The 21,953-nt window shown below is 61.6% G+C and carries 20 protein-coding genes; 13 read left to right on the plus strand and 7 right to left on the minus strand.

Going from position 1 to position 21,953, the window contains the following annotated elements; all coding sequences use genetic code 11:
- Window positions 1-32: 32 nt before the first annotated feature.
- From ABH944_RS25675 to ABH944_RS25685, 3 genes are all read left to right on the plus strand, one after another.
- On the plus strand, window positions 33-1,133 hold the full coding sequence (locus ABH944_RS25675; protein WP_404610068.1) for an aldo/keto reductase: 1,101 nt from the start codon (window positions 33-35) through the stop codon (window positions 1,131-1,133).
- Window positions 1,130-1,972 carry an amidohydrolase family protein gene (locus tag ABH944_RS25680; protein WP_404610067.1) on the plus strand — a complete coding sequence of 281 codons (843 nt, stop codon included), beginning with the start codon at window positions 1,130-1,132 and terminating at the stop codon, window positions 1,970-1,972. Before ABH944_RS25675 ends, ABH944_RS25680 begins: the two co-directional genes overlap by 4 nt.
- A gap of 340 nt (window positions 1,973-2,312) precedes the next feature.
- On the plus strand, window positions 2,313-3,161 hold the full coding sequence (locus ABH944_RS25685; protein ID WP_404610066.1) for an ureidoglycolate lyase: 849 nt from the start codon (window positions 2,313-2,315) through the stop codon (window positions 3,159-3,161).
- A gap of 194 nt (window positions 3,162-3,355) precedes the next feature.
- Here ABH944_RS25685 and ABH944_RS25690 read toward each other — a convergent pair whose 3' ends face one another.
- Together ABH944_RS25690 and ABH944_RS25695 are read right to left on the minus strand one after the other, a co-directional pair.
- Window positions 3,356-3,799 carry a PaaI family thioesterase gene (locus ABH944_RS25690; RefSeq protein ID WP_062085280.1) on the minus strand — a complete coding sequence of 148 codons (444 nt, stop codon included), beginning with the start codon at window positions 3,797-3,799 and terminating at the stop codon, window positions 3,356-3,358.
- Window positions 3,800-4,096: 297 nt separating this feature from the next.
- A complete protein-coding gene (locus ABH944_RS25695; protein ID WP_404610065.1) occupies window positions 4,097-5,230 on the minus strand; it encodes an AGE family epimerase/isomerase in 1,134 nt (377 codons plus the stop codon).
- 203 nt (window positions 5,231-5,433) lie between these two features.
- Here ABH944_RS25695 and ABH944_RS25700 point away from each other — a divergent pair, with 203 nt between their 5' ends.
- From ABH944_RS25700 to ABH944_RS25710, 3 genes are read left to right on the plus strand one after another with little or no spacing between them, the layout of a single operon-like run.
- The gene (locus tag ABH944_RS25700) at window positions 5,434-6,117 is read left to right on the plus strand and encodes an MgtC/SapB family protein (RefSeq protein ID WP_097268931.1); all 684 of its coding nucleotides are present in this window, start codon (window positions 5,434-5,436) and stop codon (window positions 6,115-6,117) included.
- 59 nt (window positions 6,118-6,176) lie between these two features.
- Window positions 6,177-6,374 (plus strand): hypothetical protein, encoded by a 198-nt coding sequence (locus ABH944_RS25705; RefSeq protein ID WP_404610064.1) that lies wholly within the window; start codon window positions 6,177-6,179, stop codon window positions 6,372-6,374.
- Window positions 6,371-7,597 carry a hypothetical protein gene (locus ABH944_RS25710; protein WP_404610063.1) on the plus strand — a complete coding sequence of 409 codons (1,227 nt, stop codon included), beginning with the start codon at window positions 6,371-6,373 and terminating at the stop codon, window positions 7,595-7,597. The genes ABH944_RS25705 and ABH944_RS25710 overlap by 4 nt, the downstream gene beginning before the upstream one ends.
- 58 nt (window positions 7,598-7,655) lie before the next feature.
- Here the strand turns inward: ABH944_RS25710 and ABH944_RS25715 are convergent, their stop codons facing one another.
- The 3 genes from ABH944_RS25715 to ABH944_RS25725 form a co-directional block, all read right to left on the minus strand.
- The gene (locus ABH944_RS25715; RefSeq protein ID WP_404610062.1) at window positions 7,656-8,543 is read right to left on the minus strand and encodes a VOC family protein; all 888 of its coding nucleotides are present in this window, start codon (window positions 8,541-8,543) and stop codon (window positions 7,656-7,658) included.
- 9 nt (window positions 8,544-8,552) lie between these two features.
- Complete coding sequence (gene epsC, locus ABH944_RS25720; RefSeq protein WP_404610061.1) at window positions 8,553-9,338, minus strand: serine O-acetyltransferase EpsC; 786 nt, start codon at window positions 9,336-9,338, stop codon at window positions 8,553-8,555.
- A 115-nt stretch (window positions 9,339-9,453) separates the two neighbouring features.
- The gene (locus ABH944_RS25725; RefSeq protein WP_404610174.1) at window positions 9,454-10,365 is read right to left on the minus strand and encodes a LysR family transcriptional regulator; all 912 of its coding nucleotides are present in this window, start codon (window positions 10,363-10,365) and stop codon (window positions 9,454-9,456) included.
- Window positions 10,366-10,534: 169 nt separating this feature from the next.
- Here ABH944_RS25725 and ABH944_RS25730 point away from each other — a divergent pair, with 169 nt between their 5' ends.
- The 3 genes from ABH944_RS25730 to ABH944_RS25740 are packed head-to-tail and all read left to right on the plus strand — an operon-like array spanning window position 10,535 to window position 14,350.
- The gene (locus ABH944_RS25730) at window positions 10,535-11,404 is read left to right on the plus strand and encodes an NAD(P)-dependent oxidoreductase (RefSeq protein ID WP_404610060.1); all 870 of its coding nucleotides are present in this window, start codon (window positions 10,535-10,537) and stop codon (window positions 11,402-11,404) included.
- 36 nt (window positions 11,405-11,440) lie between these two features.
- Window positions 11,441-12,952, plus strand: coding sequence for an aldehyde dehydrogenase family protein (locus tag ABH944_RS25735; RefSeq protein ID WP_404610059.1), 1,512 nt, complete (start codon window positions 11,441-11,443; stop codon window positions 12,950-12,952).
- Between the two features lie 54 nt (window positions 12,953-13,006).
- Window positions 13,007-14,350, plus strand: coding sequence for a DUF3100 domain-containing protein (locus ABH944_RS25740; protein ID WP_404610058.1), 1,344 nt, complete (start codon window positions 13,007-13,009; stop codon window positions 14,348-14,350).
- Window positions 14,351-14,421: 71 nt separating this feature from the next.
- Here the strand turns inward: ABH944_RS25740 and ABH944_RS25745 are convergent, their stop codons facing one another.
- Window positions 14,422-16,542, minus strand: coding sequence for an FUSC family protein (locus ABH944_RS25745; protein ID WP_404610057.1), 2,121 nt, complete (start codon window positions 16,540-16,542; stop codon window positions 14,422-14,424).
- Window positions 16,543-16,974: 432 nt separating this feature from the next.
- On the opposite strand from ABH944_RS25745, the gene ABH944_RS25750 reads away from it, so the two are divergent.
- The 4 genes from ABH944_RS25750 (at window position 16,975) to ABH944_RS25765 (ending at window position 19,816) form a co-directional block, all read left to right on the plus strand.
- Window positions 16,975-17,127 carry a hypothetical protein gene (locus tag ABH944_RS25750; RefSeq protein ID WP_165101877.1) on the plus strand — a complete coding sequence of 51 codons (153 nt, stop codon included), beginning with the start codon at window positions 16,975-16,977 and terminating at the stop codon, window positions 17,125-17,127.
- Window positions 17,128-17,688: 561 nt separating this feature from the next.
- Complete coding sequence (locus tag ABH944_RS25755; RefSeq protein WP_404610056.1) at window positions 17,689-17,988, plus strand: hypothetical protein; 300 nt, start codon at window positions 17,689-17,691, stop codon at window positions 17,986-17,988.
- Between the two features lie 272 nt (window positions 17,989-18,260).
- Window positions 18,261-19,199, plus strand: coding sequence for a 3-hydroxyacyl-CoA dehydrogenase family protein (locus ABH944_RS25760; RefSeq protein WP_404610055.1), 939 nt, complete (start codon window positions 18,261-18,263; stop codon window positions 19,197-19,199).
- A complete protein-coding gene (locus ABH944_RS25765) occupies window positions 19,196-19,816 on the plus strand; it encodes a flavin reductase family protein (RefSeq protein ID WP_404610054.1) in 621 nt (206 codons plus the stop codon). The genes ABH944_RS25760 and ABH944_RS25765 overlap by 4 nt, the downstream gene beginning before the upstream one ends.
- A 42-nt stretch (window positions 19,817-19,858) precedes the next feature.
- On the opposite strand, the gene ABH944_RS25770 is transcribed toward ABH944_RS25765, so the two are convergent.
- Window positions 19,859-21,835: a methyl-accepting chemotaxis protein gene (locus tag ABH944_RS25770; RefSeq protein WP_404610053.1), complete on the minus strand. Its 1,977-nt coding sequence runs from the start codon at window positions 21,833-21,835 to the stop codon at window positions 19,859-19,861.
- Between the last annotated feature and the right edge of the window lie 118 nt (window positions 21,836-21,953).

Genomic DNA, 21,953 nt, shown 5'->3' on the forward strand with positions numbered 1-21,953 from the left:
AACGCAGCAGTCCAACTCCTCAGGCGGACACAATGAACCCGATCACAGGAAATCCCGTTGTGAAAAAGCGCAAAGTGGGCAAAACCTCGCTGGAAGTCACGGCGTTGTCGCTGGGCACTGCACCGCTGGGTGGCCTGTATCACGATCTTTCCGAGGCTGACGCGCAAGCGACCGTGGACGCTGCGTGGCAAAGCGGCATTCGTTTCTTCGATACCGCTCCGCATTACGGCCACACGAAAGCCGAGCACAGGCTGGGCGATGCGTTGCGCCGATACCCGCGCGAGGACTACGTGTTGTCGACGAAGGTCGGCCGTCATTTTGTCCCGCGCACCACGCCTTACGATGGCAGCGAAGGCTGGTCGGACCCGCTGCCGTTCCAGGCAATTTTCGACTACACCTACGACGGCATTCTTCGATCGTTCGAAGACAGCCAGCAGCGCATGGGTATTGTCGATATCGACATTGTGTTGATCCACGATATCGGCCGCGTCACGCACGGCGACAACAACGCGCGCTACTGGCGGCAACTGACGGACGAAGGCGGTTTCCGCGCGCTGGATGAACTGCGCACATCGCGTGGCGTAAAGGCCGTTGGACTCGGTGTGAACGAAGGCGCGGCCATCCTGGACGTGATGGCGGAATTCAACATCGATTGCGCGTTGCTGGCGGGACGTTATACGTTGTTGGAGCAAGCGGTACTCGACGACTTGCTGCCTGAATGCGAGAAGCGCGGTGTCAGCCTCATTCTGGGCGGGGCGTTCAATTCGGGCATTCTCGCGCGAGGACTGACGTCCGATGCAACGCGGAATGCGGACAACCGAAAGTTCAACTACGTCGATGCGCCGCCGTTGATTATCGAACGAGTCGATTCGCTGGAACGGATATGCCGTGCGCATGGCGTCGCCTTGTCGAGCGCGGCCCTGCAGTTTCCTTATGCGCATAAAGTTGTGGCCACGGTCCTGATGGGCGCACGAAATCCTGAGGAAGTGCGCTTGAACGCGGCTTCGTTCGCCGATCCGTTGCCTGATGCTTTGTGGGACGAGTTGCGAGCGGCTGGTTTGTTGCATCGTGCCGCGCCTGTGCCACGTTTGGATCGAGCCGGCACCGATCACACCGACGCGGGCAAGTCATGAGCGCTGAACGAATTGATGCACATCAGCACTTCTGGGATCCGTCGCGTGGCGACTATGGCTGGTTGACGCCCGAGCTGCAGACCCTGTACCGGGTTTTCGGTCCCAATGACCTGAAGCCGCTTCGCGAAGCCGTGCACGTTGCGCGGACGGTGGTGGTGCAGGCTGCGCCTACAGTCGATGAAACGCGCTATCTGCTTGATCTCGCTCGTGACGACGCCTCTGTCGCCGGCATTGTGGGCTGGGTTCCGCTTGACGCACCGGACAGCGTGGAGCTGATCGACGAACTGGCGCGCGAGCCCAAGCTCAAGGGTGTGCGTCCGATGCTGCAGGACCTGCCGGATGATCGCTGGATCGAAAATCCGGCTCTCGCTCCGGCAATTCGCGCGCTGATCAAAAACGACCTCGCTTTCGATGCACTGATATTTTCGCGCCATATCCCCTCGTTGAAGGTGTTCGCGGCGCGCTTTCCTGAGCTGCGAATTGTTGTCGACCATGGTGCGAAGCCGCAAATCAAGGATGGTCATGCGGCCTGGCAAAGCTGGGCGGACGGCATAGCGGAATTGGCCGCGCTGCCACAAGGGCTGGTGTGCAAACTGTCCGGTCTCGCGACGGAAGCCGCGCCGGGCTGGTCTGTTGCCACACTGAAGCCTTATGTCGATCATCTGCTTGATCGTTTTGGGCCTGAGCGGCTGATGTGGGGCAGCGACTGGCCGGTGCTGAACCTGAACGGTGACTATTCACACTGGTTTGACGCGGCGCGACAATTGACGTCACACCTTGACGCGTCTGCCCAGCAGTCGATCTTCGGGGACACCGCGCGCGAGTTTTATCGGCTGTGAAAGTTGAGTAAAACGCATGAAGAATGAGCGCGGTATACCCGGAATTCCTCAACTGCAATTGCAACGAAAGCAGAGAATGGTAAAAAGATTGGCGTGAAAGCCGCGCGAGATTTCGTGACCGCGGTACGCGGAAGGCGTCATGCAGGTGACGTGGGACCTGAAGGAATCGCGATGCTATGGTTGTAATCCGCCTCCGTTGAATCGTCGCTCGCGACCGGCCGATTCACTTAACCGCAAACGATCGAAAGCAAACTCGAGCGACTTCACCCGATCAAAACAGCCGCTTGAGCTGAACATCTCGAAACCGAATCAAAACCTGAAAACTGAAGGATCACTCACGATGAAACTGCTGCGCTATGGGCCGAAGGGTCAGGAAAAACCGGGTTTGCTGGATCAGAACGGCAAGATTCGCGATCTGTCGAAGGTGGTCGACGACATTGCCGGCGCGGCGCTGTCCGACGCCACGCTGGCCAAATTGCGCGCGCTCGATCCGGCCTCGCTGCCCGAAGTGCCGGGCGAACCGCGCATTGGCCCGTGCGTGGGAAGCGTGGGCAAGTTTGTCTGCATCGGACTGAATTATGCCGATCACGCAGCCGAATCGAACCTGCCCGTGCCGGCCGAGCCGGTGCTTTTCGGTAAGTGGACGAGCGCTATTTGCGGCCCGAACGACGACGTCGAAATTCCGCGCAACTCGAAGAAAACGGACTGGGAGGTCGAACTCGGCGTGGTGATCGGCAAGGAAGCCAAGTACGTCAGCGAAGCGGACGCACTGGATTATGTCGCCGGATATTGCGTGATCAACGACGTCTCCGAACGTGAATGGCAGCTCGAGCACGGCACGCAATGGGACAAGGGCAAGGGTTTCGATACCTTCGGCCCGATCGGCCCCTGGCTGGTCACGAAAGACGAAATCGCCGATCCGCAGCAACTCGATATGTGGCTCGAAGTGGACGGACATCGCTACCAGAATGGCAGCACGAAGACGATGGTGTTCGGCGTGGCCGCGCTGGTGTCGTATTTGTCGAAGGTGATGAGCCTGCAACCGGGCGACGTTATTTCCACCGGCACGCCGCCGGGCGTGGGCATGGGCGTCAAACCGGCGCCGGTCTACCTGAAGGCCGGACAAACAATGCGGCTCGGGATCCAGGGCCTGGGCGAGCAGCAGCAGCGTACTGTGGACGCGAAATAAGGTTTATTGCGACACAACCAGCCAAGCCGGCCAGCAAATTAACGCCGGGCCGGCGCGCTTAAAAAAAGTCGTTCCAACGGTGGTTGGAACGACCTTTTTTACAGCAGGTTCACGGCGATGGCTCAGCGGTCAGGGCTGCAATGTTGCCATCGTATTAACCTTTAAGCGCATAAAGCCGGCGCCCGCACCCCCATTCACTCGTTAAAGACCGGCTCAAGCTCCGCAGCCATTTCGCTGATCCGGTGAATGGTTCCCTGTGCGACCGCCACGAGCCGTTCGGCGCCGCCGTCGGTGACATACACGTCGCATTGGCAGGTCGCCTGCGTCATCCCGGCGTAGACCACGCGCGCACGCGCCATTAACGTGCCGGAAACCGCGGGCCGCAAATAATTGATCTTGTATTCGCCCGTGACCACTTTCGGTCCCAGGCGCAATGCGCCAGCGAAGGTCAACGCGTTATCGACGAGATAACTCACTACGCCGCCGTGCACAAAACCGTGTTGTTGCCTGAGTTCGTCGCGGATGGTCAGACACAGCGTGAGACTCGAGGAGTCGACCTGCATGAGCTTCGTACCCAGCAAGGCGCTAAACGGCTGCGCATTCAATGCGCCCCGTGCGATATCGACAATTTCGGCCATTCGGACACTCCTACACTTGGTTTCGGTCCAGTCAGCGTGAGTCCCACAATCCGCATCGGGGCAGGAGCCTTCGTCGCGGTCCTGCACAAGACTGTAGGTAGCGCATGGTCACTCCGCAAGGACGATCTCAAAATCGAGGACAAATTACCGGGTTTGCACGAACTTTCTCTGCGATTTGAAACGAAAGCGCGCAAACCGTTCGGCATCGCGCTGATTTCTCCGGCCGCAATGAAAAATGCCTCGCGGCTTGGCGAGGCATTTGATTCCGCGAGAGCACCAGGCGCTGGGTGTGCGTTGTCAGGGCAACGCGGCGTAGGCGGTGGCCAGGTGATAAGGCGTTGTCGACGGCAATTCGGCACGCATGACCAGGCCTTCTGCCGACTGGCTCTCGATCCACCCTTGCGATCGAAGAAAACGTCCGGCAAAACGCGCGATCTGCGCCGGCAGTTGTGCGCGCGCGGACTCGTCAACATGCGTCGCGAGGGCGCGCAGATATTCGGTCTGGGCCCAGATGCGCTGCGTCGAATCGATCACGCCGCCCTGTTCGTTCAGCAACGCCGCTACGCCGCCGGTCTCCGGATCGACTCCGTGCCGCTGGACGAAATCGAACCCGCGAACTAGCGCCCGGTTCAGGCCTGCTGCATCGAAAGCCGGGTGCCGGCTGGCTTCTGCGAGAAATAGCCACTCGAACTGGTGACCTGGTTCCAGCCAGTTATTGGCGCTGCCGATCGTCAATTCCGCGATGCAACCGGTTTCGTCATGCACAAAAGCTCGTGCGAACGCGGCTGCAAGCTTTTCCAGCCGCCGATCGAACCGTGGATCCGCAGTCGCCTCACGGGCGGCGAGCCACGCTTCGGTCAGATGCATCAGCGGGTTTTGCAGCGGCGGCCCAAGCACCGTGGAAAAATCTTCCGCCATGGCCGAACTGAACAAGCCGCCACCGCCCCCACCACCGCCGCTGATTGCCATCCGCCGTTCAATCACCACCGACGTTTCCTCAAGCACCGCCAGCGCTTCCTTCGCCGCTGCCGCGCCGGCCCGTTTCGCGTACTCCGCGCACGCAAAAATCACGAATGCGTGCGTGTACAGGTCCTTGTGACGCTCATGCGGCGCGCCGCTTGCGTCGACGCTATAGAACCAACCGCCGTTTTTCGTGTCCTGAAAATAGGTCCGAAGCGAAGCGAACAGTGTATCGGCGTGCTCGATATCGCCCGCTTGCGAGAACACGAATAGCTGCCGCGCGCAGGCCATGGCGCGATAGCGCTGTGGCGGCAAGGGTGTGCGGCCGTCCTCGGCGACCGCCTCGAATGCCAGCCGCAACACCGTGTTGAAGCCCGGCCCACGCCAGATTGGCAGCACAACGTGGTGATAGTGCGCTCGGAGGGCGGTGGCGCTTGGAGGTGTGGCGGCGGTTGGATCTGGGTCGTGCATACGGCTTACCGATGGTAGTTGCGTTTGGCAGTTGAGCGCGGCGGCGTGCGTGGAACCTGTCCAGTGCGCCACCCGATGCGGGGCACCAAGGATAAATCAAAACGCCCGCGCTTCGACACAACGGCGGTTTGTCCGCGGCCGTTTTTACATGGGCGCCGCGCCATCATCCCATCACAGAACACTTATAAGGAGCAAATCCACTCATGTTAAGCAACGTAGAACTCATTTCCCGCCTGGTGCTGGCCGCGGCGCTCGGCAGCGTGATCGGTTTCGAGCGCGAACGGCTGTCGTGGGCCGCCGGGCTGCGGACACACATGCTGGTGTGCGTCGGCTCGACGCTGATCATGATGGTGTCGGCGTTCGGTTTCTTCGATGTTCTCAGCCGCGATCACGTCGTGCTCGATCCGTCGCGGATCGCGGCGCAGGTCGTGTCGGGAATCGGTTTCCTCGGCGCGGGTTCGATCCTGTTGCGCGGCGAGATTGTCCGGGGCCTCACCACCGCGGCCAGCCTCTGGTCTGTGGCGGCGATCGGGCTTGCGGTTGGCGGCGGCATGTACACGGCGTCGATCGCGGCGACAGCCATCATTCTGATTATCCTCGCCGGCATCAAGCCGCTGGAGCGGCGTTTCATTTCAGTGAAACAGCGCCGCCAATTGACCTTGCTCGTCGATCGCGGGACGCTGAATTTTCATGCGCTGCACGAGGTGCTGGGCGCCGGCAGCGTGCGTGTGAAGCAGTTCGTGGTCCAGCAAAGCGACGATTCCCCCGATCTCGATGAAGTGCAGATCGAGCTTTCGCGAGTATCGTCGAATGAATACGAAGCGATCTGCACGCGGCTGCGCGCACTGGAAACCGTGCGCGAATTCAAGGAAGAAGGACCGGCCTGAGACCCTGCGCGTCCGTCGCCCGGGCGTGCAGGCATGCGACAATGCGGCCTCGAAAACCCATGCAGCCGCTTTTCCGTTGCGAGGCGCCGGGCCGGGCCGCTTCATCGGGCGTGTTGTTAGCCGCCCGGGTCGCGTCTGGCCGCGCGCTGTCAATCATCGACTTATGCCAGATTCCGCCGTCAATCCCGCTCGCCAAGTTGCTGATCCTGCTGATACCGCCGGTTCGCGTCACAGCGTTCCTGCTTCTGCTTCTATGACTACATCTGCCGGTCGTCCGGCTGAATCGGATGCCGATGCGAAGCTCGCTCGTGCCGCGCGCTCGGCGCAGCGTCTCGCGCAGCTGAGCCGGGCGCCCTACGGCGCGCCCACGCTCGATCTGTTTGCCGAAGACGCGGAGCGCGCCACGCTCCAGGCGTTGAATACCGATATCCGCCAAACTTCGTTGCCAGGCTTCGAATTGCCCGAAGTTTTCATGGCTGCTGTGCCGGCCGATGACAGCGTGCCGGCGTCGGCGCGGCCGTTGCGCGGCGGGGCGTTATCGAGCGTCGCAGCGCTGCGCGATGACGCGGCGGCGATGCAAACCGACAACCAGACGGCCGACGCCGCAACGCTGGACCTCATGTTCGACGATGTTGTCGCAACCCAAACCCATGGCGTGGTTGCCGGCCCGGTTCAGCCGGAACCGCTGGACGATGGTATGCAGGGAGCAACGGCTATGGCGGTATCGGGAGAAGGGCGTGGGCAAGGGTCCGGCAAGCGCGCATCGGCGGCACGCGCCAGGGGTGCTGCGCGCAACGTGTCGATGACTGGACCGTCACCGGTTGCCTTCGCGCCCGAAGTTGAGACGGCGGCAGAGAAGGGCGAGCCGGGCGCCGCGAGCACCACGTCTGACGCGCCCGTCACGAGCGTCACGCCCGCCCCAAAGCCGGCGACCCCCCCGTCCGCTACTCTGCGCGAAACTGCTCGAGCCGCAGCAAACCCGCATCGCGAGCCGCCGCAATCGCTGGCGGCGGCATTGATCGGCGATGACCGCCGAACCCGCCCAAGCGCCTCAAACACCCCTCAGGCGGCCTCCCGCGAGGCCTCGGAACTCGATACCGCTCGCGCAACCACGTACGCGGACACTATCGACGCGTTGTATGCCGTGATAGCGGACCAGCGCGGCGCGGCCGCGGTCTTGTCGCGGCGGGTAAAAACCGTTTTGATGATCGTAATCTGCGTGCTGCTTGTGACGGTTGCGGCGGGCGTGGCGCAGACCATTGCGCTGACTCGCCTGGCGCGTGAAAACACGGTGCAGCAACAGCGCATCGAGCAATTGATGCTGACTCAGCAGGCCACGCTGGCGTCGTTCTTCGATACCGATTCAGCCACCATCGCGATTCCGAACCGGGGCAATACGAGCACATCCGCTGTCAACAGGAATCCGGACCCCGCGCCACAGAGCCGTGCAGCGAAGCGGGCTCAAAGCAAACCGCATTGATAGCAGAACGCAGAACGCGAAGCACGCATGGGCAAAACCACTGCGCGCCGAATTCCGGTCACTCGACGAATTCGATGATCGTATTGCCGGCCGCTTCGGGAGCGACGGCAACGCCGCGCGCGGTTTCTCCATGCATGACGCCGTTTTCCGACAGGATGCGTTCGGCGGCGCGTAAGTCGCGAACGCGTATCTGCAGCGCGAAGCCGTGGGGTTTATCGGTGTAGCTCACCGGTAAACCGACGCAGGCAAAACGCTCGCGTGCCTGCGATGGCGTCAACGCCACTACGCGTCCACAACCCGTGTCAGCTTCAACATGACCGTCGACCCATGACGTGTTCGCAGCCCCGAACAACTTGGCCCACCGGACCTCGAGCAGCCCGGGCTCCCCTGCGACATAGATCACCTCATTGACTGCATTCGCGCCGTTCGGATGATCCTGCCAATCCTTCCGCCAGATGAACTCCGGGCGATGTTGCTGGCACAGGAAGTTGGACGCATCGCCCAGGTCGGGGTCCATCACCATGCCGAGCGAGACAACGGCTTCATCGGGCGTGCCGTCCGCCTTGATCAGCTTGCGCCGGAAGTCCACTCGTTGCTGCACGGGCAGCCCGGTGGCTTTGACGGCGGCAAAATCGCCTTCGATGTCCTTGCTATGAAGAGCGAGCAATCCCAGGCCTTCCGAGCGTTCCAGGAACTGGCCTAGCGTGCGCCCGTAGCAGAAGCCATCAACGGCATGGGTCCCGAACTTCGAGGCGTCATCAACACCAATCAGTTCGATGAAATTATTCTCGAACATCATCAGCGTCAGCACCGAACCCCAGGGGTGATACGAGAGGGGACTCGGCGAAAAACCGAGCTTGATATAACGCTCGACGGCCGCCGGGTGATTCCTGACAGAGACTACCGGATGGTCGATACCCAGTCGATGCTGATGCGGCGGAATCATTTTGTTATCCTATTTATTGGAAAAAGAGGGAGCGGTGATGGCGGCATAGGTACCGGAAACCGCTTTGATGACCTTCGCGGGTACCCCGGCCGCGACCATGCCGGCGGGAATCGACGAGCGAACCACGCTGCCCGCCGCAATGACCGCGCCTTCACCTATCTCGATGTTGCCAAGAATGATCGCGTGAGCGGCAAGCGTTGCGCCGCGACGCACTTTCGGGTGCCGGTCTCCGGCTTCGGCAAACGTGCTTCCGAGCGTGACGCCGTGCCACATGCTGACCTCGTCTTCAACAACCGCGGTCTCGCCAATCACAATGCCCATTGCGTGATCGACAAACAGACCCTGGCCAATCCTGGCCGCCGGATGGATGTCGACGTTATAGGACTTCGCGCACCAGTTCTGCAGCAGAACAGCGAACGTCTTTTCGCCGGCAAGCCAGTGAGCGTGCGCGATGCGATGAGACTGGATGGCGTGAATCCCTCGAAACGATAAAAACGCGGTCAGCGCGTTAGGACAAGCCGGGTTGGACGAGGCGATCTTGTGCACGTCGGCAGCGGCGCTTGTGTCGCTGCCGGACTGCCTGATGACGGCGCCGAACTCGGCCGCCATGTCGGGCAAGGTGGTGTCCGAGCGCATCAGTTCGGCCGCGAGCAACGAAGCGAACGCGTCTCCGAGTGTGTCGTGCCTCAGGACATACGCGTCGAAGTATGGCTGCATGGCGGGTCGGGCCTGCGCTTCGTGTTCCGCTTCTGCGCGGATGATTTGCCAAAGCGTAGCGGGATCTATGTTGATCAAGGTCTGTCTCCTGTCACGACAGTGTCCACCGCGAAAATTGAACAAGCGATGCCCGGCATGGGCAAAATTGTTCTAAAAATTAGATGCTGAGCGACGTGGTTTCGCACACACCGCGCTACCGGAACGCCTGCATTTGCGACGACATCAATTGCAGCATCTTGTTCGAAGCCACCGACAATTTCCGCCCCACACGCGTAACCAGATGCGCCTCGGCTTTCATCAGGATCGGATGATCGATCTCGATGGCGAGGAGGGTGCCCGCCTCCACTTCCATGGTCACGGCGAACGCGGGCAGCACAGCCAGGCCGAGCCCTGACATGGCGAACTGTTTCAGGAGGCCGATCGAATTGGTCGTGACAACCGGTTCCAGGCGAATCTTCTCCGCGAACTCGACTGCCTGAAGCATCTGGCGGGTGCCGTAGGTGGGATGGGTCGCCGCGAGCGGGTAGGTGGCCAGCTCCTGCACGCTCATGGATTTCGTCTTGCTGCCCCGCAGGAAGTTCGGCTTGACGATCGCCATCATCGGTTGGCGCTTGATCGCGCGAGACACAATTTTTGGATCGCCCGGCGGGTTGTAGACCAGGCCGATCTCGCCTTCGTCTTCGGAGACTCGCCGTATGACGTCGTTCGTGCTGCCGAGATCCAGATTGAGCTTGATGCCGGGATATTGCCTGCAGAAATGCTGGATGGGTCCGGCCAGGACATCGGACACGAAACCTTCGCCCAGGATCACGTTGACGTTCCCGGTTCTCAGCCCACGCAGTTCTTGAAGCCGCGATATCAGGTCGTCTTTATGCGCGAGCTGTTCACGGAAATATTCGATCAGGTATTGGCCGGCTTCCGTCGGCTTGACGCCGCGCGCGTGCCGCTCGATCAGCGCAACGTCGAGCTCCGTTTCGAGCAAGCCGATCTGCCGGCTGACCGCGGACGGCGCGACGTCGAGCCAGTCGGCGGCGGCGCGGATGGTCCCGCAACGAACGGCTTCGAAAAAATAGACGATTCTGCTTTCTGTCAGGTTGTCGGCCATCACTCAGTCTTCCCGGCGTTCTCAGCGTTCTAATAATTAGAACATTCTCAATATTGGCATTGATTGATTATAGGGGCTCGCCGGCCGAAGATGACAACTCCAAAACACGCTCGCCGACAGCTAGACCTGCTCTATCCGGTCGACGGCGTATTCGCTACGGAGTGGATTTATGAAGACGGTTGGGGTCATCGGACTCGGAAACATGGGGCGCGGAATGGCCCTTTCGCTCAAGCGCGGCGGCTACACGGTGCTTGGTTTCGACGCGGCGCCCGGCGTCGCCGGCAAGCTCGAGGCAGAAGGCGTGTCCGGGCGCGCGTCCATAGCCGACATCACGCGCGATTCGGACGTCCTCATTCTTTCGCTGCCCACATCGGCGATTGTGGAAGAGGTGGTGCTGGGACCTGCCGGCGTGGCGGCGAGCGCCAGGCCTGGCCTGATCGTGGTCGACACCACCACGGCCGAGCCCAACAGCACGCGCAAGGTTGCGGCGGCGCTGGCTGAGGTGAAGGTGGGTTTTGTCGATGGCCCCGTCAGCGGCGGTCCGAAGGGCGCGGCGACCGCGACCATGACCATGGTGCTGGGCGGTTCCGGGGAAGACGTCGCGGCTGTCGAGCCAATCCTTGCGGTCATGAGCGCGAAGCGCGTGCATGTGGGTCCTGTCGGCGCGGGACACGTGACGAAGATCATCAACAACCTGCTCACCGGTGTGCATCTGCTTGCGACCAGCGAAGCGGTCCGTGCAGCGAAAGCGGCCGGCGTCGATCCCGAGAAGCTGGTCGAAGCGCTCAACGGCGGCTCCGGGCGCAACAGCGCGACGCTCACCAACTACCCCACGTGGATCTTTACCGACAAGTTCGATTCCGGTTTCACGATGAAGCTGATGCGCAAGGACGTTCGCCTCGCGATGGACCTGCTGCGCAGCCAGGACATCAACGCGCCCATCGCCGAGGAAGCGGGGCGCTTGTGGGCAGAGAGCGCCCGGACGATCGGCGATGCGGAAGACTTCAACCGCATCGTTCAATTCATCGAACAGAAGTAAGGCAGTCAGCAGAATAACCAGGACATGGAGTCAGATATGGAAAACAACGCGGCAGAAAACCTGTTGGCCGCCTTCGCGCATTTCTTCCCGAATGCAAAGACGATTGGTTCGTTTGTCGACGGCGATCTGGTCGAAGGCACGGGAGAACTGATCCAGTTGTATGACGCGGCGACGGGCAAGCCGAGCCTCGCGTACAAGGACGGCGGCGCGGCGGTGGTCGAACTGGCCGCCGACGCGGCGCAGCGCGCCCAGAAACAGTGGTGGGCATTGACGCATGCCGCGCGTGGACGCGTGATGTTCGAGATCGCGCGCGAGTTGCGCAAGGACACGGAGAGCATTGCGCGTCTCGAGTCGCTCGGTTCGGGCAAGCCGATACGCGATTGCCGCGGCGAAGTGGCGAAAGTCGCCGAGATGTTCGAATACTACGGTGGCTGGGCGGACAAATTTTACGGCGATGTCATCCCGGTTCCGACCTCGCACCTGAACTACACACGTCGCGAACCGGCCGGAACGGTCCTGCAGATCACGCCGTGGAATGCACCGGTTTTCACGTGCGGATGGCAGGTTGCACCGGCCATCTCGATGGGTAACGCCGTCTTGCTGAAGCCATCGGAACTGACGCCGTTCACGTCGCTGGTGGTGGGGCTGCTGGCCGAGAAAGCGGGCGCGCCGAAGGGCCTCATCAACGTCCTCGCGGGCCTTGGCCAGACTGTTGCTCAAGCGGCCATCGCGCATAAGGTCGTGAAGAAGGTCGTGTTCGTCGGCTCGCCTGCAACCGGAGTGCGCATTGCAGAAGCCGCCGCGAAGCGCGTGCTTCCCTGCGTACTGGAACTCGGTGGCAAGTCCGCCAACATCATCTTCGCCGATGCCGATCTCAAGCGCGCCGCGCTGACTGCCCAGGCCGCTATTTTTGCCGGCGCGGGCCAGAGCTGCGTGGCGGGTTCGCGCCTGCTCGTGCAGCGTTCGATCTATGACGAGTTCGTCGGCATGATTGCCACGGGCGCGAAGAAGATCAGGGTCGGTGCGCCGCTTGATGATGCAACCGAAGTCGGTCCCATCAACAATCGCACGCAGTATGACCACATCATGAAGATGATTGCGAGCGGGGTTCAGGCGGGTGCCACGCTCGCGGCCGGGTCGGCTGAACGCTCTTCAGGCGGCTACTTTGTTTCGCCTGCCGTGCTGTCGAACGTCACGAACGAGATGGACGTTGCGCGCACTGAAATCTTCGGTCCGGTTGTCGCTGCAATTCCCTTCGATACCGAGGAAGAAGCCCTTAACATCGCGAATGACACCGAGTTTGGTTTGGCCGGTGCAGTGTGGACGAACGACGTGGGCCGGGCTCATCGGGTGGCGGGGCAGGTCAACGCGGGAACGTTCTGGGTCAATGGCTACAAGACCATCAACGTGGCGTCCCCGTTCGGCGGTTATGGCTTGAGCGGGTATGGACGTTCGAGTGGTGTTGAGGCGTTGTACGAGTACACGCAGACCAAGAGCGTCTGGGTGGAAACCGCCAGCGAGCCGGCGACGACGTTCGGCTATTTGTAGAGCAACGTGTCCTCTCGCCGCTAATGAAACGCGAGAGGGCAATCGGAGAGAACAATGGAAAATACGTTGGCCGCGCAGCAATCGGGGAGTGGTGGGTCAAGGACGGCAAAGCTGTTTTTCTATGCCGCGATCATCCTGTTGATTGCCGAGTTCATCGGCTCGTTTACGTTCAAGGTCGGGCCGGGGAAAGTCGTCTTGCTGCCAATGATCTGGGCGCTGTTGTTGGGCGCCGCCCTGGGATTGGCGAGTGAACGATGGAACGGCGCTGCCCGGCTCGACGTCAAGACCCAGTTCCTTGCCGCAGCCATCCTGCAGCCCGCGCTGTTGCTCTTTGTCGCCAAGCTGGGCCTGATGGTCGGCGGCGCGTTGCCGAAGCTTGCCGCCGCCGGCTGGGCGCTGGCGTTCCAGGAGTTGGGGCATTTCGTCGGCACGATCCTGCTGGGACTTCCGCTTGCATTGCTGCTCGGGATCAAGCGAGAAGCAATCGGGGCAACGTTCTCGGTGGGCCGCGAGCCGAGCCTTGCGATCATCGGCGAGAAGTACGGCATGGACTCGCCTGAAGGGCGCGGCGTGCTGGCCGAGTATTTGACCGGCACCGTATTCGGCGCGGTCTTTATCGCGATCCTGGCGGGCTTCGTAGCAAGCCTGAATATCTTCCATCCTCTCGCGCTCGCCATGGGTTCAGGCGTGGGCTCCGGCAGCATGATGGCCGCTGCTTCCGGCGCAATCGCTGCGCAGCAGACGCCCGAAATGGCGAAGACGGTCCTCACATTCGCTGCGGCCAGCAACCTCATCACGACGACTATCGGCACGTACTTCACGCTGTTTATTTCGCTGCCGATGGCCGTGTGGGGATATCGTCTGCTCGAGCCTTTGATCGGCCGGACGAGCAAGGCATCGGATGCATCGGAGGCGATCGAAAAGTCTCGTCCACAACTCGGCGATGTCGACACTGCCGCGCCTCAGCTGGGTTATCGCGGCAAGCTGCTCGCGTGGGGCGTCACCGCCGTGTTTGCGCTGGGCTGTGACTGGATCACCCACGGCACCACGCCCCTCATGGGGCTCCCGGGCATGTTGATCATGGTGCTGGCGACCATTGTCGGCGACGCAATCTACACGGTGACCGGGCGCAAGATTCCGGCGGTCTGCTGGGTGTCAATCGTTGCCATGTTCATGACGTCGCCGCTGTGTCCCTGGGCTGCGCAGATATCAACGCTTAGCGCGCAGAACGATTTCCTCGGCATTACCACGCCTATGCTGACGTTCGCGGGGTTGTCCATCGCCAAGGATATTCCGGCGTTTCGCCGGCTGGGCTGGCGCATTGTGCTGGTGTCGTTCGTGGCGAATGCAGGGACGTTTCTTGGCGCTACGCTCGTGGCCCAGATTTTCCACGTTTAGGATATCAATGTTTCGATAGCGCCAGCCTGTTTGCGCCGGCGCTATCGGCGCGAACGCTCCCTTCGCGCTTATCAGCGTTTGAGACCGTCGGTGTCTTCAATCAACAAGCGGCGCAGCAACACCACCTGATTGACGGCATCCGCTTCAAGCAGCGAGAGACCCTGTTTGGGAAAGACCTCCTGAGCATCGAGTCCAGCGCTGCCCGCATCACGCCCGATCCGCTCTTCAATACCCTTGCCGACGCTTTCGATCCACGCCGCGAGATCCCGGTTCGGAGCCGCACCCGCGCGGCCAAAGCGAGCCCGGGTCGCCGTGCCTGCCACCCGCCGCAACAGGGCGAGGGCGGTTGAGCCGGTCCGGTCGTCGTGACTCGTTTCGAGTTTTTCCAGCCTCAGGCGAGCCAGCACTTCTTCCGCGTTATTGCTGGCCAGCCCTGCTGCACGACGTAGCCGTTCCAGCTCGATCTCACTCTCTTCACCCCGTCCCAGCGATGCGCCAAGATAACCAAGGTTCGCGGACACGGCCTTTGCCAACCGGTCGCTGAAGCGGCTGGGCTCGCGGCTTGGCCATAGCAGGAAGGTGGCGAGCAGCGCGATCACGCAGCCGAATACATTGTTCTCCAGGCGTACCACGGCGTAGGTAAGCTCGGCGCCACCCGGCGCCGCAAAGTCGGCGACCAGCACGAAAGCCGGTGTGATGAACAGCACGAACAAGCTGTAGCTGACGGGCCGCAAGGCCATCGTCGCGCAGACCAGCGGGAACACCACCAGCGAGATCGCTATCGGCGAATGAACGACCAGGCCTATGGCGGCCGCGAGCAATCCGCCTACGATGCTCCCCGCAGCACGCTCGATGCTGCGCGGCCAGCTGGTCGCAATAGACGGTTGCAGGATCAGGAGCGTCGCCATCGTCGCCCAATAACCGAAGGGCAGATGCAGCAGCCTGACGGTCAGGAACGCTGCTGTCGCGGCCACGCAGACGCGAGCGGCATGGCGCGCGCCTATCGATTGCGTCGATGCATTCGCCTTCAAGGTTTCCACGCCACGTTTCATGGTCGTGAGTGCAGCCGACCATACGCTTGCGCGTCGCTGAGCCGGGGATTCAAGCTCGCTGAAGTCGACATCGAAGCGCAAAGACACGGTCTCGCCCAACGCAACTTCAAGCTGGCGGGCGAGCGCCTGCAGCCGGTCGCGCAGGGCGGCGGGCGGCTCCCGGGGTTGGTCTGCCATGGCCCGTGCGAGCCGGGCGAGGACTTCGGCGAAGGCCTCCAGCACACGCACCGCGCGCGGCAGATTGGGCAAACGATGATGGCCGCGCTCGCAGGCATCGGTGACGGCAATCAGGTACGCGAAGATCCGTTCGCTGTCGGCGAGCGCGAGCAGCAGCATGTTGTACGTGCCCCGCCGGTCTGTCTTCGATGACGGCACGCGTGCGAGCGCCTTGCGCGCCAATTCGATGCCGCTGCGCGCCTGGCCCCGGAAACGCGAAGCATGCGAGGCCCAGTCGCCGAAACCTGTGCTTTCCCGTTTCAGTAACCGGGCGCTGTCGCTCGCGATATCCGAGAGGTTCGCATAAGCCGATCGCATGGCCGCGCGGCTGGCGCCGAACGGATGAATCCGCCACACGGTGAAGCTGAGCGCTGTCGCGAACAGGCAGCCCAGGAAGTAGAGCGCGAGGAAACGCAGTTCCCCGCGTGATCCATGGATGGGTTTGTCCACCATCACTACGCAGGCAGTCGCGGCAAGAATGGAGACCTGGGCGGACGCCGCACCCCATACACGCCCGAGTGCGCCGAGAAACGCAAAGACCAGGACGGCGAGCGCCGCAGCAACGATGCCCACGCCGGACGCATATGCGGTCAGTCCGCCGCAGAGGGTGGACAGCACCGCGAAGCCTGTCATGGACGCAAACCGCATGCGATTCGAGCCGGCGGCATCGGCCAGACAGGTCCAGAACGCCCCAATGGCTGCCCACGAGAACTCGGGCATGTGCAGCAGGTTGCCGAGCAGCAGCATGGCGGTCGACGCGAACGCGGCTCGCAGCCCTTCGGACAGATCGGCCTGGCTCAACGCGAAGGAAACCATCCAGACGGGCCGGTGGCGCGTGATGGAATCGAGCGTTCGGGAGAACGCTTTTGAGCGGCGGCTTGCCGCTTGTCGAGACTGCCGGTGAAAGTTGCGAAGGCGGAACATGGCCTGGCTTATCAAGGGGTGAGTGCCGGTAATCGGGTGGTTGCCGCGTGACGCGCGTGAACGGTTCTATTCCGGTGGAGTGTGGATCCTGAACACCGGTTCGGCGCCGTTACGTGGTTGCGCACTAATTTTCGAAGAACAAAAATCCAATCCCAAAAAGTCGATGTGGAAGTCGATGTAAATCCAGCGAAACATCGGATGCCCGGTGTCTTTTGCGGCCATCCAGTTCGCAACCGTATCCGGGTTCCTGGGTCACCCCGGAATCCAGTAATTCCTACTGGATTCGGGCCCAGGATCCGGTCCGGATGTGGCGAAAATACAATTATGTAGAAAAACTACCAAAGAAATGTTGCGTTGCACTAGGAATTGGTCGGTGAAAACCCTATAATGCCATCTAAGGGATAACCCTTGAACAACCATCAGGAGTTTGACATGAGCTACCTCTTCGCATTGCTGCAAAAATTCGCATCGTTGTTTGAATCGCCGCATCTTCCGATGGACTCGGACTACTCGTACCAAGCCCGTCAGCAAGAAGCAGAGCGCATCCGCAAGTCGCGTGGCACCATCATGGGTATTCGTCTGTGAGCTGCAGGGAAGACAGGCCGGACGGCAGAAAAAACTGAAGTGTTGTTGCTTTGTGCTTGACAAGGTTTTTTCGTAGTGCGGTTCGCCTGTTTTCATTGTTGTAGATTATGTAGTTTTTCTAGCTTCAAGTTTTGCCGATCGCCCTGTGTGGGTCCCCGCGACTCTCCGGCCATGACGTCGCTTTTGCGCGACACTCCTCTCCAGCGCCGCTCGGCGCATGCCTCCCAGATCGTTCCCCGTTTTTCTCTCTTGGCGTCTGTCCCAGCCAAACACCCGCCACATATTTTCGTTGCTTACACGCCGATGGGCGAAATAGTGCCAGGCTGCCTCGTTGGATCGGCGTAAAGGCGAATGAAATCAGGGGTTTGGAAAATTCCTGGTCAATCCGTACCCGCCGGGTTCGTTGATACGAACTCTTACAAGCGCTCACGTCATGCAATCTGACGCCCCGCTAAAGTGGTTTCAACGACGCGGCACCTGGCGGCCACATCCGCCAACGGCACATCGTTCTGGCTGGCCGCTCGTTCTGAAACGAAATCAAGCTGAAAAGGGAGAATAGTCATGAACACCTCACGCTCGATCATTGCCGCACTGCTCACCGGCGGCGCGCTTTTAACGGCTACGACCGCGTTCGCGCAGGTCGATAACGGCATGATCCACGGCCCCGTGCCGCAGCAGGGTTATGCACAACCCCACATGGTGCAGGCCGACGTGGTGATCAACCTCGGCTGGCATGGCGACCGCTATTGGGACGGCCACCGCTACTGGCAGCGCGACGAATGGATGCGCCACCATCCGCATGATCCGGGTCCCCCGCATCATCCGCCGCGCCATGACGACCACGGTCCGAACCACGGCTAAGCGCCGGTCACAGGATCTCGCCGCAAAAGCCGGCTTCCGCAAGGGAAGCCGGCTTTTTTTGGTTTTGGCCTTCTCTGTGGAGGGCGAAACAGGACGATCAGCGTCAAGTCATAAGCCAATCGCTGCCCCGCGCGATTCGAGGCGCTGAGCTATCCTTCCTCACGCGGCCTGAGAGCCGCATCGGACGGCTTTGGTGAGGCCCTTTGGAACCTGGACCGGCTGTCAATCTGGCTGTCAATCGAAGCTCGGAATTCAAGCATTGCGGGGAAAATTTGAATCAAATCACTATCGGCGTGGTGGGCAGCGGCTTGATGGGCGTCGGCATTGCGACGCAAGCGGCGCTGCACGGCTATCCGACTATCGTTCACGACATAGACGCCGCGCGGCTGGCGTCGGTGCATGGAAAAGCTGAGGCGATCCTCGACGAATTGATCGACGCCGGCGTATTCAATGCGGACCATAAACAGGACGTACTCGCGCGCATTGAAACGACGGATCAGCTGGAGCGGGTGGCCACGGCGGGTTTCATCGTGGAAGCCATTCCGGAAGTGCTGGAACTGAAAAACCGCACCTACCGGGCGCTCGAACCGCTGCTGCGCGAGGACGCTATTTTCGCCAGCAACACGAGCGGGTTTCCGCCCGACCTGCTTGCGCAAGCACTGCAAAACAAGGCGCGTTTTGTGATCACGCATTTCTGGAATCCGCCGCACACCATTCCGCTTGTGGAAGTGGTGCCGGGCACTGAAACGGCTCCGGACGTCACGCGCCGCACGGCTGAACTCATGACGGCTATTGGCATGGAGCCGGTTGTGCTGACGAGGGCCATTCCGGGTTTTGTGGGCAACCGGCTGCAGTTCGCCGTATTGCGTGAAGCGCTCGCCATTGTGCGTTCGGGAGCCGCAACGCCGGCGGTGGTCGACGCCGTGATGAAGGCGTCGCTCGGGCGCCGCTATGGCATGGTCGGGCCGCTCGAAAGCGCGGATCTCGGCGGGCTGGATACCTTGCTCGATATCGGCACGCACCTGATGCCGGAGCTGGCGAAGGACGAAGACGTGCTGCAACTGATGCGCGAACACGTGCAGAAAGGGCGGGTGGGTGTGCGCAGCGGGCAGGGGTTTTATGAATGGAATGACGCGCACCATGCGCGCGTGAAAGAGGGGCGCAAGCGCCTGATTCACCACACTGCAAAGAAGACCGGGAAGCACTCATGAGCGACAGCAACGCCGTACATTTCTACAACCCTGACGAGGGCCACCAGCTACGCCACGATCCGTTCAAGGCGATCGTCGCGCCGCGGGTGATCGGCTGGATTTCGAGCTGCGATCCGGACGGCCGCGTGAACCTCGCGCCCTACAGTTTTTTCGGCGCGTTCGCCTCGTTCCCGCACATCATTGGATTCTCGAGCGAGGGGTTCAAGGACAGCATCGCGAATATCGAGACCACCGGCGAATTCGTGTGGAATCTGGCGAGCAAGCCGCTTGCCGAAAAGATGAACCGGACGTCCGCGACGGTACCCCGCGAGGTCGATGAATTCGAGTTGGCGGGACTCACCAAGGCGCCGGGCGTGAACGTGGCCGTGCCGCATGTGGCGGAGTCTCCGGCCGCGCTCGAATGCAAGTTGTTGCAGATCATCCGGCTGAAATCGCTGGACGGCACGCCGATGAATAACTGGCTCGCGCTCGGGCAAGTGGTGGGCGTGCATATCCGGCGCGAGTTCCTGAAGGACGGCCTCTTCGATACCGCCGCCGCGCAGCCCATCATGCGCGCGGGTTATCGCGGGGACTACGCGGGTATCGGCGAAATGTTCGAGATGATCCGGCCGTCGTGATGAGCGGTTCCGCGGGCGCGGGTTAAACGTGGTCAATGGCGCTTAAAGCCTGAACACGCTCACGGCACGGCTCAACTGTTCGGCTTGTTCAAGCAAGCCGGCAGTCGATTGTTCCGCCTCGCCGACCAGTGCCGCATTCTGCTGAGTCGCTTCGCCGATCTGCGCCACGGCAAGGTTCACTTGCTCGATGCCGCTTGATTGCTCACGCGACGCCACGCTGATCTCGCCAATGATCGCGTTCACCCGGGCGACGCGCTCCACGATCCCGTTCATTGTGCCGCGTGCTTCTTCGGCAATCCTGTAGCCATCGGCGACCCGGCTGACCGATTCCGCGATCAGCGTCTCGATCTCCTTGACCGCTGCGGCGCTGCGCTGAGCCAGTCCGCGCACCTCCGACGCCACCACGGCAAAGCCCCTGCCGTGCTCGCCGGCTCGCGCGGCTTCCACGGCCGCGTTCAATGCCAGGATGTTGGTCTGGAACGCGATGCCTTCGATCACCGACGTGATGTCTGAAATCTTGCGCGCGGAAGCATCGATTTCACCCATTGTCGCGACCACCCGGCCGACCGCTTCGCCACCGGCGCGCGCTGCATCGGATGCCGATACCACGAGCTGATCCGCCTGCGCCGTGTTGGCGGCGTTTTGCTGCACGGTCGACGTGATCTGCTCCATGCTCGCCGCCGTTTGTTCGAGACTGCTGGCCTGTGTCGCGATGCGCTGCGAGATGTCGCTGCTGCCCGCCGCCATCCGCCCTGTGCCGTCCGACATATCCGCCGACGCGCTGCGCACCTGCGTCACGATGCGCGCAAGCCCGGTCGCAATTCCGTCGATGGCGAGCATCAACCGGCCGATATCGTCCTCTCGCGTGGTCGCGATCCGCACGCTCAGATCCCCGGCGGCGATGCGTTCGGAGGCCTGCGTCAGTTCCGCGAGCGGCCTGCCCACCAGCCTGGCGACTGCGAAGAGCAGCACGGCCACGAACGCGGCGATCACGACCAGCCCGATCAGCAGGAAGCGGTTGCGCGTGGCGCGAACGCCCGCGAGCAATTCGTCGCGATACGCAATCCCGCCAATCAGCCATTTCCATTCCGGCACCGTGCGAAACACGATCTCCTTCGCTCCGCCGTGCACTTTGGGATCGGCGGCGTCGGCAATCGCGGGGGCATCGAAGGAAAGACGGCCTTCTTTCGCGTCGAGCATCTGCTTGAACGGCGCGATGCGCTCATCGGCGAGCGGGGAACCGGCACCCGCCGCACCGCTCAGGCCCGGATGCACGAGCAGCTTGCCGCGATTCGCCCCGTTCGATGCATCGACGACGAAGAAGTAGCCGTTCTGGCCGATCGTCAGGTCGCGAATGTTCTGCTGCAGCGTCGCGACTTCCGGCGTGACGTCCACGCCGACAAACAGCGCACCGATCACGCGTCCCGACGAATCGGTGACGGGTTTGTACTCGGTGATGTACTGCTTGCCGAAGAGCGTTGCCATGCCGATAAAACGTTTCCCGTCCAGCATGAGCGCATAGGCCGGACCCTTGCGGTCGAGCAGCGTACCGATCGCGCGCGTGCCGTCCTGTTTCTTCAACGATGTCGTCACGCGCACGAAATCGTCACCGCTGCGGGCGAACACGGTCGCAATCGCGCCGCTGCGGTCGAGGAATTGATCGGGGATCGAGAAGTCGAGGTTCATCGGCGTGTCGCCGGCCTTGAACGTGGGTGTTGCCACGCCGCCGATATCGACCTTCTGCGATTCATCGAGCGTGAAATCCGTGGGCAGGAAGCTTGAAAACAGCGTCATGTAGCGCTCGACTTCGGCACTCACGGCCTTGTCGTAGAGACGGATCATCGTGCCGATCGCGCGGTTGTCGTCGTCCATGCGTTCGAGCGCCTGCGCGTCGATTTGCTGACCGGCCAGATGCGTGACTGCGATGGTAAATCCGGCTACGACCGTGGCCGCAAGTGCACAGGCGAGAATGGCGAACTTCGCGCCGACACTTGCCCGGCGGATGTTGAATAGAGGCATGAATGAACTTGATAAGCGAAATGTAGGGAATATGAAGGGTTAACGGCATCGGCTCGCGATTCTTGATCGCCGCGGTTCCAGCGCGCCCCTTACGCAAGCTCTCCAGGCAGCCAAAAGC

It is taken from the genome of Caballeronia udeis, from assembly GCF_044909315.1.
GTDB lineage: Bacteria > Pseudomonadota > Gammaproteobacteria > Burkholderiales > Burkholderiaceae > Caballeronia > Caballeronia udeis_A.

What these genes read in the sequence shown, in the direction of transcription:
- ABH944_RS25725 (WP_404610174.1), bottom strand. Translation starts at nt 10,365, where the DNA reads ATGGCCGACAACCTGACAGAAAGCAGAATCGTCTATTTTTTCGAAGCC.
- ABH944_RS25690 (WP_062085280.1), bottom strand. Translation starts at nt 3,799, where the DNA reads ATGGCCGAAATTGTCGATATCGCACGGGGCGCATTGAATGCGCAGCCG.
- ABH944_RS25755 (WP_404610056.1), top strand. Translation starts at nt 17,689, where the DNA reads ATGAACACCTCACGCTCGATCATTGCCGCACTGCTCACCGGCGGCGCG.
- ABH944_RS25695 (WP_404610065.1), bottom strand. Translation starts at nt 5,230, where the DNA reads ATGCACGACCCAGATCCAACCGCCGCCACACCTCCAAGCGCCACCGCC.
- ABH944_RS25715 (WP_404610062.1), bottom strand. Translation starts at nt 8,543, where the DNA reads ATGATTCCGCCGCATCAGCATCGACTGGGTATCGACCATCCGGTAGTC.
- ABH944_RS25675 (WP_404610068.1), top strand. Translation starts at nt 33, where the DNA reads ATGAACCCGATCACAGGAAATCCCGTTGTGAAAAAGCGCAAAGTGGGC.
- ABH944_RS25730 (WP_404610060.1), top strand. Translation starts at nt 10,535, where the DNA reads ATGAAGACGGTTGGGGTCATCGGACTCGGAAACATGGGGCGCGGAATG.
- ABH944_RS25710 (WP_404610063.1), top strand. Translation starts at nt 6,371, where the DNA reads ATGACTACATCTGCCGGTCGTCCGGCTGAATCGGATGCCGATGCGAAG.
- ABH944_RS25685 (WP_404610066.1), top strand. Translation starts at nt 2,313, where the DNA reads ATGAAACTGCTGCGCTATGGGCCGAAGGGTCAGGAAAAACCGGGTTTG.
- ABH944_RS25700 (WP_097268931.1), top strand. Translation starts at nt 5,434, where the DNA reads ATGTTAAGCAACGTAGAACTCATTTCCCGCCTGGTGCTGGCCGCGGCG.
- ABH944_RS25745 (WP_404610057.1), bottom strand. Translation starts at nt 16,542, where the DNA reads ATGTTCCGCCTTCGCAACTTTCACCGGCAGTCTCGACAAGCGGCAAGC.
- ABH944_RS25740 (WP_404610058.1), top strand. Translation starts at nt 13,007, where the DNA reads ATGGAAAATACGTTGGCCGCGCAGCAATCGGGGAGTGGTGGGTCAAGG.
- ABH944_RS25705 (WP_404610064.1), top strand. Translation starts at nt 6,177, where the DNA reads ATGCAGCCGCTTTTCCGTTGCGAGGCGCCGGGCCGGGCCGCTTCATCG.
- ABH944_RS25680 (WP_404610067.1), top strand. Translation starts at nt 1,130, where the DNA reads ATGAGCGCTGAACGAATTGATGCACATCAGCACTTCTGGGATCCGTCG.
- ABH944_RS25750 (WP_165101877.1), top strand. Translation starts at nt 16,975, where the DNA reads ATGAGCTACCTCTTCGCATTGCTGCAAAAATTCGCATCGTTGTTTGAA.
- ABH944_RS25765 (WP_404610054.1), top strand. Translation starts at nt 19,196, where the DNA reads ATGAGCGACAGCAACGCCGTACATTTCTACAACCCTGACGAGGGCCAC.
- ABH944_RS25770 (WP_404610053.1), bottom strand. Translation starts at nt 21,835, where the DNA reads ATGCCTCTATTCAACATCCGCCGGGCAAGTGTCGGCGCGAAGTTCGCC.
- ABH944_RS25735 (WP_404610059.1), top strand. Translation starts at nt 11,441, where the DNA reads ATGGAAAACAACGCGGCAGAAAACCTGTTGGCCGCCTTCGCGCATTTC.